Below are 13,223 nucleotides of genomic sequence, written 5' to 3'. Positions count from 1 at the left end.
GCGCCCACCATATCCAACCGGGAACGGTATTCTTGGCGAAGCACTGACTTTTTGCACGTGTCGTTTTCGTGACGACCGGCCGGGAATCGGATCGATGGGATTCGCTCCAACGGGAAAGCAAAAATACATCGAGACGGGGAGAATGTGCGTCCACGGTTGTTGATCTGTTCGTATTTGCAAGAAGAGCTGGTGGGGAGGCTGGTCCGCGAAGTTCCCGAGGTCGAAGTCGTGTATCGACCGGAGCTCCTGCCAATCCCGCAATTCGACTGCGATCATGTGGGCAGTGCACGAGAGCTGACCCCGGAACAATTGTCCGAATGGCGAATGCATCTTTCGGAAGCCCAGATCGCGTTTGAGTTCGACTGGAACGAGCCTAAAAAATGGCGCGAAAACAGCCCGAACCTTCGCTGGGTGCAGGCCGCCCAAGCCGGGGTGGGGGCGCGAGCAGAGTCCTATGGGCACGGGGCAGGCCAGGTCCAGATCACCACCGCGGCCGGTGTGCATGCCAAGCCGTTGGCCGAATTTGCACTGGCCGGATTGCTGAACTTTGTGCGGCAACTTCCCGAACTTGAGCATCGGAAGAATATCCAGCAATGGAACACTGGCCCGTCCAACACGCTGTTTGGCAAGAGGGCGCTCGTTGTCGGGGCGGGCAACATCGGCAGGGAAACGGCGGCGACGCTGAGCTTCATGGGCGTCCACTGCGATGGCACCACCCGGAGGGGCAAGGACCTGGGCGAACCGTTCGAGCGTTCGATGCCACTGCAAGAATGCGATTTGGGTGACTACGACATCGTCGTGCTGGCATGCCCACTGACGGCTGAAACACGGGGGCTTTATTCCAGGCAAAAGATTTCCGCGATGAAACCCGGGTCGTTTTTGGTCAATTTGGCCAGGGGGCCCGTGCTTGACCAGGATGCATTACTCGATGCACTCGAAACAGGCCGTTTGGGCGGGGCTGTCTTGGACGTTGCCGACCCGGAACCATTGCCGGCTGGCCACAGGCTGTGGCGGGCGCCCAACCTCGTACTTTCTCCGCATACAGCGGCCAACGTTTCCGCAGAGAATTCGCGAATCATAGATATGCTGATTGAGAATCTGCGTCGGTACTTGACCGGTGAAGAACTCATTAACGTTTATGATCCCGAACGCGGGTATTAGCGGTTCCGGATAAGCGTCTGAGCCGATGTGCATCCGGGATCCGGTCGGTTCCCGGGCCTGACCCGCAACCGGCAAAAACCTGCTGGTTGCGGGACACGACGCCAACGCCCGGAAAACCTATTTCTTGTTGGGGATCCGTCCGAAGACCAGATATGCAACGGGCCCGATGAAGTTGATGAAGGACGCAGCTGCCCAAGCGCTCTTGGACCCCCGGACGCCGTCCGCGGGTCGTTTGGCCAGGTCGCGCAGGGCAACGAATTGGATCGCCAGCTGCGTGATGCCCAAGATTGCAATCCGCCACCGTGAAACCACGGAGAGATCATTCCAGTGTTTCTTCTGAGCCATGGTGCTCCTCATCCGGATTGCGGGTGCAATCAATTCTTAGACCTCAGGGTTGCTAGCTATCATCGTAGCCTTTGCCCTAATGAAACTTTTCGCGAAGCCGTTCCATTTCGCGGCGGTCCTTCTTGGTGGGGCGGCCCGCGCCGCGGTCGCGAACCGGGACCTGCGGGATGGCTTCCTTGGGACGCACGGGGGTGTGGTCGATGTAGCAGCGGGCAGCTATATCGGCGCCGACCCTCTTGGCTATCACCGCGGTGACTTCCAAGATCCTGTCGAAACCTGACTGCCTAACCCGGATGGTGTCACCGGGAACAACTATTTGCGCGGCCTTGGCAGGCTTGTCGTTCAGGCGCACATGGCCGGCCCTGCATGCGGTGGTGGCTGCGGAACGTGTCTTATAGACACGAATAGACCATAGCCACGCGTCGATTCTTACTGCCTTGGATTCCTGCTTCACATCGCAAGTCTAGCCATCTCATCGAATGAGCCCACTGGTACACGCCCAAGCAAGGAAACCGGCCATTGCTGTTGTTGGCAGTTGGCCCAGAAACGGCTTGTGCTTGATGTTGTTCGACGCAGGGAGGTTGCGGATTAAGCGACGGGGATAAAGCTGGTCCTGTGACAGTTCCACATAAAGTCAGGTCAATGCGGGTGGTGAATCGCTAAGACTCGCAGGAATCGTGTCAGGATTCTTACTATGATCATGGGTAAGGTCGATGCCGTCTCCCGGGTTTCCGTCTTGAAAAACGAGCCCGAGGAGGGCCTCCGGCGATTCGACCGGCGTTTTTCCGACGGCGGTTTACTCAAAGGGGCCAGAAGCCTGCGCTCGATCTCGGGCCCATGCATCATACGTCCCCTCATGGAACGTGGTTTCGTTGCCCACATTCGGACCTGGATGCATGACCGTCTGCTTGTAACCTACTCGACTGGGGACGGGGTTTCCCTCCTGAGAACGTCCCAATTTTGCGGTGACGGGTTCGAACGGTTCGTTCTTGTCTGCATGTTGGCGAGCGGGAGAATGGCCGCGAATCAGCGGGGAACGGACGTTGAGGCAGGCCCGGGGGACGCGCTCATCTTGTTGCCGGGAGAACCCTACACAGCCCATATCGAAGATGGCTCGGATACCCTGGCGTTTTTTGTCGCCCGTGGATTCTTTGACTCCCAGGGGATCAACACCGACTTGCTGAACGTGGCCAGCATTCAGGTCAACGGAGCGGTCAGTGCGCTTGCGGCCTTGTCGCACTGGGCGATGCAGGATCGAGACAGTGAAGTGTCTGGGCACACAGGCCATATCGAACGGGCCATCCTTGAGATCCTGGCGGGAGTCGTCACGACGTCCATGGAAAGCCTGGACGATTCGGATGCAGAAACAATCAAGAGCAGGGGCAGGGTCCTGGAGCTCATCGATTCTTGCTTCGCCGATCCGGATTTGTCTGCGGATTCGATCGCCCGGCAAGTAGGGATGAGTCGACGGAACCTCTACCGGTTGTTCGAAGGCAAAGGTCCGGGGATCACGCAAATGATAAGGGACCGCCGACTCGATCATGCTCAAGTCTTGCTCCGGCGCATGCCCGAAACGTCCATTGGCGCAGTTGCCATCGACTCCGGGTTCAGCGGAAGCGACCAGTTTTCCAGGGCATTCAAGGAACGCCATGGTCAATCCGCGAGTCAATACCGTGAAGCCGGCGGCGTCGATGCGCCGACGGAATTCTGAGGTGAAACCTTCGAGCAAACTAGGGCGGGGAGTGGCTCAACAGCGCGTGATCCTGTGCCATGATTTCATTGATGAGTAGCGTAAACACTTGGCCTGGGAACGGCAATGCCAGTTCGGAAGTCATCGAACCGATCAGTGAGTACATCGGACACTTCACGCCCGGTCGTAAAGTGCGCACGGACTCCGGTTTATGCGAGCTTTGGACGGCATGGGATATTGCTCCAATTCATCCGGAAAGGTATTCAAGCCATGTCGAAGGCTGGTACCACGAACGGATCATGATCATGCAGTGCCTCGGTGACGGAGTCTGCCTGACCCGGGGTCAGCAGCACCTCGGTGATGCCTATGACAGATTCGTCCAGATCGGGTTCATGATCTCGGGGACCATTACCACAACCCAGAGAGAAACCGTCAGTACGATCACCGCGGGCTCGGTGATCACCTTGGTCTTGGACGAGCCCTTTGAATCCAAAACCGGCGATGGTACGGACGCGATCCTCTGTTTCGTTCCCAGGGGATATTTTGAATCACGTGGAATCAACACGGACCTCATGGCTGGGAGTGTCATGCACGACGTCGACCTCGTCCCCGTTGTGCGGAATATGGTGGCCTGGGCGCTGGAACTGCAGCGTGAGGGGGATGCATCCCAAAAACGGTTCATTGAGCGCTCGTTCATGGAACTCTTTGCATTAGTGGCGGAGCGATTCAGCGAAGGCTTCACGTTGATGGATGATGCCTCCCTGTCGATGCGTCGTCGTGTATTGGACACCATTGAATCCGATTTTGCTGACCCGGGGCTTTCCGCCCAGACGGTGGCGAAAAAACTTGGGTTGAGCCGTCGTCAGCTCTATCGGCTCTTCGAAGGGCGTGACGCATCTCTGGCTAAGCTGATCCGTGACCGCCGGCTGGACCACTCGGAGGAGCTCATGCGCCACCGCGGGGAGATGACGATTGCCGGGGTCGCCAGCGCCTCGGGATTCCAGAGTGCCGACCAGTTCACCAGGGTCTTCCGCCAGCGTCATGCGGCCTCTCCGAGTAAGTTCAAGAGCCGTTTTCAGAGCTGATTTCACACCGAAAACCGCAATGTATGTTGTTTTGTGCCAAACTTTCCGGCCATCGATGCCAAAATCCCTCAAACCGCGATCCGCGGGACACCTGCCTATTTGAATTATCTTTGGTACCCCCATGTCAACTGGGGGCCCGGTGCATGCAACCAAAAGTCTGCATGACCACCGGTGGGGAACAAATAGGGGAGATCTCGGCACATGCAACGAACCAGATTAGGGACGACGGCAAGGCTTTTGCTTGCTTCGTCCCTCATTCTCACGGGAGTGGGTGCAGTCCCGGCGTATGCCGATGAGACGCCCCCTCCCGTGTCGGCCACGGAAGTGGCCCGGACAGATGTTCCGGAGGGTGAGGCAACTGCCCCCGCCGATGAAACGACAGCACCAGTTGAGTCCATAGCACCGGTTGAATCCAAAGCCCCGGTTGCGAAGACGCTAGACAGCAGTCCTGCCGCGGCGAAAGCCGCCGAAGTGGGCATGACCCTCCGCAAGGAACTCATCGGACCGGCCACGCTCGCGCCGGGCGGCGAAGTCACCTACAAGTTCCATGTCGGTTGTGCGTCGATCACGGATTCTTGCGTTGGCGCAGTACTCACTGACGTACTCCCGGCGCCGCTGGTCATGAGCGACAAGAATATTGAATACTTTGGTTTCAAAGCCAAGACTGTCGAAAAAATTTCGCCCAACGGTACCGAGCTCGAGCTCAAGTTCCAAGAATCCGACGACGACACCGGCGGCAAGGTGGGCCTGAATGCCGGCACCGACTACACCGTGACGATCGTTGCCAAGCTTCCGGCCAATACACCTGCCGATCTGGACAAAACGGAGTTGACTAACAGCGCCACCATCAAATCAGATCAGGGCGAGGCCTCCGATGACTCGGAGCCGGTCGAGCTGAACATACCTGTGCTTCCCGGTGCCTCGATCAGCAAGGATTGGGCAGAACCCAAGCTGCTTCAGAACTCGGGCACTGATAACACGCTGACGCTCGGCGGGATCAAGAACACCTCCAAGGTCGGAGCCACTTCGCTGACCATCTTGGAGCCTTCCGGGGGCACCGATCCGTTTGCTTCGGTTGCCTTCACCGGTTTCGGAAACATTGCTTTCCCCGAAGGCGCAGACATACTCAACGTGACCTACTTCGTGGGCTCGGGTGATGTTAATGGAATCCTGGCAACGCCCGGGAGTCCCAACGCCCCACCGGCCTTCCCGGCAGGTCTGGACCTATCGACCATCACCGGATTCAAGTTTGTTTTCAGCTCATCGAAATCCACCGCCGAAAAGGGCGGAATCGTTGCCAACGGCACGGTCGGCTCCGTCAAGCTGAACACCGAGCTGCGTGACGGCGCCGCTCCAGGAACTGTCAACAACGAAGTAAGCATCACCGCGGAGACCCTCAAGGGCAACTCCAAGAATCCCTTCACCGACGATGCCTCATTTGAGATTGAGAAGATCGACTACAAGGTCACGGCCCACAAGAAATTCGCGCCGAAGACCGTGGTCGCCGAAGACCCCACTAAACCGGGCCTTGCCCAGAACCACTCGACGGTGAGCATTGGCGCGACCAACGACTCGAACAAGCCGCTGGGCACGCTGACCATCAAGGAGCCGTCCAACGGCACAGCACCCTTCGGCGCAGGCATCGATTTCAACAAGTTCGTTTCCAGCCCCTGGCCAGCAGGAGCCCTCACGGGTGGCATCACCGTTGGAAGTACGCGCTACGAGCTGAAAAATACCGCCGGCATGATCGAATTCCCGGCCGACCTTCTGGCGAAGGTTGCCACGGACGGCATCAAGTCCTTCGAAGTTTCGTTTGAGGGAACCTTTGCACCGCAGCAGGGCATCGAGCTGAAGTTCGATGTCATCGGAACCTCCGCCGGTTCGCACACGAACGAAATCACGGCCGGTGGCGCATCCCCGGAAGGCACGGTAGCTGACCCCAAAACGGTTGATGACACCCTGGTCGTCGAAGCACCGAAGGAAAAATTCAACGGCTCCAAGTCGTTCTTCCCTGACCGTGTCGAGGGGCTTGTCGGCGATACGACCTCGGCGACACTGAACACCAGCGTCCACACGGACAGCAATGTCGATGTTCGCAATATCGTCCAGACTGACATTTTCGGCAGCAACATGATGCTGGACTGGAAGCCGACCCACATCAAGGTCACCGAGACACAGGGAGCCGATTCGGTACTTGTCGAATACATGGACGCCCTCGGAGCTTGGCAGACCCTGCCGGGTTTGGAAGGCACACTTCCTGGCGACAGCAAAGGCGTGCGTATCACCTACACGCTGCTCAATGGCGCGTTTGTCGATAACAAAAACGTCTCCACGGTCGTTGACTTCGAGCTGGAGAACGGCCCCGTCGTGAACACGAAGACCTGGGCGAACGTTCTGGTCAACCCCGATCGCGAAGAGCACGAGGGAACCGTCACCGTCGACACGGGCATCCAGCTCAAGACAGGAAAATCCTGGACATCTGACCGCATCGTGCAGAAGCCATCGGACCTGAACCCGACATCGGCGCTGAAGTTGTGGGCCGAAAACACCTCGACGTACGCCGTCGATTCGTTGAAGCTCACGGACCCGACCGGCGGCACGAAGCCGTTCGATTACGTCGACATCACCGGGATGAGCGCAAAGCTGTCCCTCCTGGGCGCCGAGTCCCAGGAAATGGAGCCGCTGGCACGTCTGGTTCTCCATATGGAGGACGGCAGCAAGCGTGCGCCGCTCGTGGGCGGGGACGCATTGAATCCCGGCCTTGTTGCGGGTATCGAGTGGAACAAGGTCGTTGGATTCGACTTCTACCTTGAAACCACGGCCGGCAAGATGGTTCCGCGGTATGCCAGGTTCGACCTGACGGTTGACACCAAGCTGCGCACCCACCTGCGTGGATCGGCCCCGGCGATGCTGATCGATGACGCCTTGGCCAGTCTTACGCCTGCGTACGTCATCCCGAACAACGCATCGTCCTCGATTGTCCGTGGTGCGGACACCGTCTCCAAGGATGCACCGGCGACGCTGAACGTGGTCACCGAGAATTCGGTGACCATCGAGCCAGAGCTGACGAAGTCGTTCTATCCGGCCGGACCCACGACGTTCTTCCCGGCGAATGGCGTTCCGACACCAATCGAGGTTACCCTCGGGCTGACTACGGGCGAGAACGCGGACATGGTCTACCTTGAGGACACCGATCCGACGTTCTGGAACGCCTTCGATTTCGTTTCATGGACGGCACTGGACAGCGGCCCCGAAGCGGCAAAGCTGAACTACGAGTTCCTGACCGGCGCAGCGTTCGAGACCGTTGCCGGCAAGGTCCAGGTGACCGGCGGTACGTGGAGCTCCGTGACCGACGAGCGCGTCAAGATTGATTCGTTGACCGATGCGCACTCGTCGATCCCGATGACCGGAATCCAGGGATTCCGGATCAGGGTCACTGCCGAGGACTTCTCCGAGCTGGATCGTGCCAACCACGAGCTGAAGTTCACCGTCCTGCCGCGTTACACGCTGCGCACCGGCGAACCGAACAGCATTGACGGCAAGTCTGCAAACCCCGGCGAAACGGGCAAGTCCACCGTCGAGAACACCGCAACCGCAAAGGTTGAACGTCTGGGTCAGAACCATGTTGTTCCGCCTGCATCGAAGGACTACGAATTCCTTCCCGGTGCACCGGGAGCGGGAATCGAGAAGACCAACGACGCAGCCGGCGGCCAGATCTCTGCCGGACGCGACATCAAGTACACCATCACGGTGAAAAACAGTGGGACCGAAGCGATCCTGCAACCGAAGATCACCGACCTGTTGCCCACGGATGCCAAGGGCCCCCTGTTGGTCTTGGACGAAGACTGGACGTCGCAGTTTGGCTACACCTTTAGCCCGAAGTTCACCGGCGCTCCTGTCGGCTCGAAGATGCCCACCAATCGTGATGGCGTCACGGCTGCACTGAACGGGACGAACGAAGTTGCCTTCTCGTTCCCAGCGGGCGCAAAGCTGTACCCGGGTGAGAGCATCGTTATTGAGCTTCCGGCAACGGTGCGCCCGGGCGCTCCCGCCAAAGGCGACTTGAACAACAAAGCCACCGTCAACGGCGGCAATTCCACGGGGGTTGCCGACGACTCCGAGCTTAAGCTCATCGAAGGCCAGGCCTACGCATCGCGCAAGCTGGTCCGCGAGGTTCCCTCGCCGGGACAGACAACGCCGACCGGTGTGCACAACGCACTGACCGGCGTGAAGAACGACCCCACGTGCCACGAATTCGCGGGCGGCTTCTACCGCTACCCGTGTGTCGTTGAAACCAAGCCCGGCGGAACCGCCGAGTGGAAGCTCAGCGTCACCAACACGGGCAACGTGCCTTCGCAGCATCTGGAGATCCTGGATGTCTTCCCGTTCGTGGGAGACACCGGTGTCACGTCGACCCAGGCCGGAAAGCCACGTGAATCGAAGTGGTCACCGACCCTGCTGGACATCGCCCTTCCGGACGTTCCCATGGGAGCCACCCGGGAGATCCACTACCTGACCGGTGATCCCGCGAAGTGCAAGCCAACCGGAACGACCCCTTCGGATCCCTGGGCAGGCTGCGACGACAAGGACATCTGGACCACCGAACGCCCGGCCAACCCGCGTTTGATCCATGGGCTCAAGCTGGTCATTGACTTTCCGAAGGACAGCGCTGGTCTCCAGCCCGGGGACAGCATTGAGCTGAGCTTCAAGACGCAGTCGGACACCGAATTGCCCGTTGGTTCGGGCGACCTTGCAGCGGCATGGAACTCCTTCGGCTACGCGGCAAATGCGCTCGTGGACGGAAAGGTCGACTACCGCAGCCAGGAGCCCATCAAGACGGGCATCACCTTCAAGCCTGTTGCGGCGGCAAAAGTCTCCGTTGGCGACTACGTATGGGTGGACACGAACAAGGACGGCCGCCAGGACGCCAGCGAACCCAAGATCAAGGATGTTGTCCTGAAGCTCGTCGGCTCGGACGGAAAGACCCCGGTCACCGACGTCTATGGCAATGAAGTCCTGCCGGTCATGACCGATGGGAACGGCAAGTACATCTTCGAGCACTTGCCGGTGCTCAAGAACGGAGAGTCCTACACCGTCATCATCGACCAGGTCGCTTCCAAGAAGCCGCTGGCTCCGTACTCGCCGACCAAGTCGGGCCAGGGCAACAGCGAGGGCGACTCCTCCTCGTGGACGGCCTCGACCGACAACAAGGACGCCGACCTGACCCAGGACGGCACGCACGATCCGACCCTGGACTTCGGCTTCATCGAGGCCAAGGTCTTCGTGGGCGACTACGTCTGGGTTGACTCAAACCGAGACGGCCGCCAGGACGTGGGCGAAAAGGGAATCGAGGGCGTTGTCCTTGAGCTGCGCGATCCGGAAGGCACGGTTATCGGCACCACGACGACCGACGCCGACGGAAAGTACCTCTTCGAGAACCTGCCGGTCCTGCGCGATGGAGAGACCTACACCGTCACAATCGACAAGGATGCCTCGGCGGCGGCGCTCAAGCCGTACGTACCGACGAAGCCGGGCGCGGGCGACCGCGAGGGCGACTCCTCGGAGTGGACAGTATCGACCGATCCGAACTCGGACGTGCTGACGAAGGACGGCGGCGAGGACCTCACCCTGGACTTCGGTTTTGTCGAGAAGTCGGTCTCCGTGGGCGACTTCGTCTGGATCGACACCGACCTTGACGGCCGCCAGGATCCGGGAGAGCCCGGCATCCCCGGTGTTGTCCTTGACCTGTACGGACCGGATGGCAAGCTCATCGGTTCGACGACCACCGACAAGGACGGCAAGTACACCTTCGATCACCTGCCGGTTCTGACCGGCAACCAGAAGTACACGGTGAAGATCGACAAGGACAAGGCCGAGAACGTCAAGGCGCTCAAGGCCTACGTTCCGACCGTGTCCGGCACGGGCGACCGCATCGGGGACTCCTCGACGTGGGAAGCCTCGACCGATCCCATCGCCAATCCGCTGACCGAAAACGACCAGCGGGATCCGACCCTGGACTTCGGTTTCGTTCCGGGCAAGGTTTCCGTGGGCGACTACGTCTGGGTTGATTCCAACGGCGACGGACGCCAGGACAACGGCGAGCCGGGCATTCCCGGTGTTGTCGTAGACCTGTACGGACCGGATGGCAAGCGCATCGGTTCAACGACCACCGACAAGGACGGAAAGTACAACTTCGCGGACCTGCCGGTCCTGAAGGATGGAGAGTCCTACACCGTCAAGATCGACGCGGAGAAGTCGAAGGACGCCCTGTGGACGTACGTTCCGACCACACCGGGCCAGGGCGGACGGGACAAGGACTCCTCGACCGGGGAAGCCTCGACCGACAACAAGGCCATCGACCTGACCATGGCCGGTGCACACGATCCGACCCTGGACTTCGGCTTCGTGGAGGCCAAGGTCTCCGTCGGTGACTACGTCTGGGTTGATTCAAACCGCGACGGCCGCCAGGGCGGCGGCGAGCCGGGCATCCCGGGCGTTGTCCTGGACCTGTACGGCCCCGATGGCAAGTTCATCGCCTCGACGACGACCGACAAGGACGGCAAGTACGATTTCTCGGACCTGCCGGTCTTGAAGGACGGCCAGTCCTACTCCGTCAAGATCAACCAGAAGAAGTCGGCCGAGGCGCTCAAGCCCTACGTTCCGACCGAGTCGGGTGCGGGCGACCGCGAAGGCGACTCCTCGAACTGGTCGGCCAAGTCCCAGTGCCTGACGAAGGACGGTGACCGGGATCCGACACTGGACTTCGGTTTCGTGCTCCCGATGGTCTCCGTGGGCGACTACGTATGGGTTGACACCGATGGCGATGGCCGCCAGGAGCAGGGCGAGCCGGGCATCCCCGGTGTTGTCCTGGAACTGACCGGCCCGGACGGCAAACCGGTTACCGACATCAACGGCAAGCCCGTTGGCCCGGCGACCACCGACAAGGACGGCAAGTACAGCTTCGGCAACCTGCCGGTTCTCAAGGACGGCCAGTCGTACACGGTCACCATCAACCAGGAGAAGTCCGCGGACGCGCTGTGGCCGTATGTTCCGACCCAGTCGGGCCAGGGCGACCGCGAAGGCGACTCCTCCAAGTGGACAGCAAAGTCCGAGGGACTGACCAAGAACGGCGACCGGGATCCGACCCTGGACTTCGGTTTCGTTCCGGGCAAGGTCTCCGTGGGCGACCGCGTCTGGGTCGACTCCAACGACAACGGCATCCAGGACAAGGGCGAGCCAGGCATCAAGGACGTCGTCCTGGACCTCTATGGCCCGGATGGCAAGAAGATCGGATCGACGACCACCGACAAGAACGGCAACTACGTGTTCACGGATCTGCCGGTTCTCAAGGATGGCCAGTCGTACGTCGTCAAGATCGACCGCAAGAAGTCCAAGAAGGCCCTGGCCCCTTACCTTCCGACGGTCGAAACCGACGGCAACCGCGAGAAGGACTCCTCCACGTGGGAGGCCCCGTCGGAGGGCCTGACCCGTGATGGGGAATCCGATCTGACGCTGGACTTCGGCTTCGTGCTGGAGGAAGACGATCCGGAGCTTCCGGCCACCAATGACGGCGAGGAAGGCAACAACGGGGAGGGCACCGGAAGCGAAAGCGGGAACGGTGACGGTTCTGCCAACGGAAGCGACTCTGACGAGAAGCCTGTCAAGAAGCCGAACGGCGACAAGCTTGCAGCGACCGGGTTCGCGGTGCTTGGAGTACTCGCCGGCGGCCTGCTGTTGATCCTCGGCGGTGTCGCGCTCGTGCGTCGCCGCACCAGAAGCAACGAAGGCTAGCCTGTAACCGGGATTGGCCAAGGTGCCTTGTCTTCCATCCTCACCGGTGGAAGACAAGGCACCTTTTCGTTTGGGCGCATACGCCAGGGGACCGCGCCGGACATGGAAAAAGGACCGCCACCTTGAAGGTAGCGGTCCTGCCTGTCGCGTTTCCGCAAGCCGAAAGGCAGCTTCTAACGGCACCCATTGGCCGGATCGAACAATCCGGCCTTGGCGCGTTCGGCCTTCTTTTGCGCCGTGCGCATCGGCTCGTAGAACTTCACGTTGGGGTTGACCTTCATGGCGGTTGCATGTCCGGAGGACACCAGCGTCTCGTTGATGAACTCTCCCTGGTAGGTGATCCCGGCCAGGGAGCGGCCGTAGCGGTCGAACCGCTCCACATCAAACTCGAGTTGTACCTTGCTGCCTTCGGGGAGCTTCTGCGCGAGGAACCGGGTGGCCTCCTCGCCGAAGCATTCACCGGGCTTGCCGGGGTGCGGGATTTCCGGGGCATCCACGTTGAGGAGGCGCACCCTGGTGCGCTTGCCGTCCAGCATCACGTAGACGGTGTCGCCGTCGACCACGTGCTGGATGGTCGCCTGCTCGGTTTCGGTTTCGGGTTCGGGATGATTCTGTTTGGGGAGGAAAAACCAAGCGACCGCCAGTGCGGCGATGCACAGGCCAAGGGCCAGTACCGTGAATCCGAGGCGCTTGGCTTTTCCCATGGAGGCTGTTCGGGCTAGCTGGCCAGTGCGTTGTCGCAGGCGGCGACCAGGTTGGCCTGGGCATCGGCCGGGACATTGTCACCGGCGGCGGCGACGTCATCCAGGGCATTGACGATTTCCTTGGGCAGGCCGCCCTCGCGCACCGCATCGACCATGGAATTGAGGATTTTCAGGTCGCCGGCGTTGATGGTGCCGTCCTTGATGGGGGAGCAAACCGTCTTGATCATTTCCTTCTTGGCACCGTCGGCCAGCTGTGTGGCGGCGGAGGAAGCAGCCGAGGATGCCGTGTCGGCAATCCCCGCGCAACCGGTCAGCGAAACAAGCAGCACTGCGGCCGCGGCGAACACTGGCATTTTGGGGAGCAAAATTCTCATGCGTTCCATCTTAGGCGCAGGCCGTGGGTGGCACCTGTGAGTGGGCCCGGATGCACGGAAAATGCATTCGGGC

The 13,223-nt window shown here is 60.3% G+C and carries 8 protein-coding genes; 4 read left to right on the top strand and 4 right to left on the bottom strand.

Annotated features, from left to right (window positions below):
- Window positions 1-174: 174 nt before the first annotated feature.
- Window positions 175-1,161 (top strand): D-2-hydroxyacid dehydrogenase, encoded by a 987-nt coding sequence (locus tag JOF47_RS14280; RefSeq protein ID WP_209999599.1) that lies wholly within the window; start codon window positions 175-177, stop codon window positions 1,159-1,161.
- 117 nt (window positions 1,162-1,278) lie between these two features.
- Here JOF47_RS14280 and JOF47_RS14275 read toward each other — a convergent pair whose 3' ends face one another.
- Both JOF47_RS14275 and JOF47_RS14270 read right to left on the bottom strand, forming a co-directional pair.
- Entirely contained in the window at window positions 1,279-1,506 is a 228-nt protein-coding gene (locus JOF47_RS14275; protein WP_209999597.1) for a PLDc N-terminal domain-containing protein, read from the bottom strand.
- Between the two features lie 76 nt (window positions 1,507-1,582).
- The gene (locus JOF47_RS14270) at window positions 1,583-1,960 is read right to left on the bottom strand and encodes an RNA-binding S4 domain-containing protein (protein WP_209999594.1); all 378 of its coding nucleotides are present in this window, start codon (window positions 1,958-1,960) and stop codon (window positions 1,583-1,585) included.
- A 240-nt stretch (window positions 1,961-2,200) separates the two neighbouring features.
- Between JOF47_RS14270 and JOF47_RS14265 the strand changes: the two genes are divergently transcribed.
- The 3 genes from JOF47_RS14265 to JOF47_RS14255 all read left to right on the top strand — a co-directional run bounded on the left by JOF47_RS14265 (window position 2,201) and on the right by JOF47_RS14255 (window position 12,072).
- Complete coding sequence (locus JOF47_RS14265) at window positions 2,201-3,217, top strand: helix-turn-helix domain-containing protein (RefSeq protein WP_209999592.1); 1,017 nt, start codon at window positions 2,201-2,203, stop codon at window positions 3,215-3,217.
- 71 nt (window positions 3,218-3,288) lie between these two features.
- Window positions 3,289-4,281 (top strand): AraC family transcriptional regulator, encoded by a 993-nt coding sequence (locus JOF47_RS14260; protein ID WP_209999591.1) that lies wholly within the window; start codon window positions 3,289-3,291, stop codon window positions 4,279-4,281.
- Between the two features lie 477 nt (window positions 4,282-4,758).
- Entirely contained in the window at window positions 4,759-12,072 is a 7,314-nt protein-coding gene (locus JOF47_RS14255) for an SdrD B-like domain-containing protein (protein WP_245356858.1), read from the top strand.
- A 173-nt stretch (window positions 12,073-12,245) separates the two neighbouring features.
- Here JOF47_RS14255 and JOF47_RS14250 read toward each other — a convergent pair whose 3' ends face one another.
- A complete protein-coding gene (locus tag JOF47_RS14250; protein ID WP_209999589.1) occupies window positions 12,246-12,776 on the bottom strand; it encodes a thermonuclease family protein in 531 nt (176 codons plus the stop codon).
- Window positions 12,777-12,790: 14 nt separating this feature from the next.
- Window positions 12,791-13,150 carry a hypothetical protein gene (locus tag JOF47_RS14245; protein WP_209999588.1) on the bottom strand — a complete coding sequence of 120 codons (360 nt, stop codon included), beginning with the start codon at window positions 13,148-13,150 and terminating at the stop codon, window positions 12,791-12,793.
- Window positions 13,151-13,223 lie beyond the last annotated feature (73 nt).

The sequence above is a fragment of the Paeniglutamicibacter kerguelensis genome (assembly GCF_017876535.1).
GTDB classification, from domain to species: domain Bacteria; phylum Actinomycetota; class Actinomycetes; order Actinomycetales; family Micrococcaceae; genus Paeniglutamicibacter; species Paeniglutamicibacter kerguelensis.
The sequence above is the reverse complement of the archived record's forward strand: the minus strand, read 5'-3'. Positions and strand labels throughout refer to the sequence as shown.

Bases quoted from the DNA above. Each gene is read 5' to 3' on its own strand.
- JOF47_RS14275 (WP_209999597.1), bottom strand. From the start codon at position 1,506: ATGGCTCAGAAGAAACACTGGAATGATCTCTCCGTGGTTTCACGGTGG.
- JOF47_RS14265 (WP_209999592.1), top strand. From the start codon at position 2,201: ATGATCATGGGTAAGGTCGATGCCGTCTCCCGGGTTTCCGTCTTGAAA.
- JOF47_RS14260 (WP_209999591.1), top strand. From the start codon at position 3,289: ATGAGTAGCGTAAACACTTGGCCTGGGAACGGCAATGCCAGTTCGGAA.
- JOF47_RS14255 (WP_245356858.1), top strand. From the start codon at position 4,759: ATGACCCTCCGCAAGGAACTCATCGGACCGGCCACGCTCGCGCCGGGC.
- JOF47_RS14250 (WP_209999589.1), bottom strand. From the start codon at position 12,776: ATGGGAAAAGCCAAGCGCCTCGGATTCACGGTACTGGCCCTTGGCCTG.
- JOF47_RS14245 (WP_209999588.1), bottom strand. From the start codon at position 13,150: ATGAGAATTTTGCTCCCCAAAATGCCAGTGTTCGCCGCGGCCGCAGTG.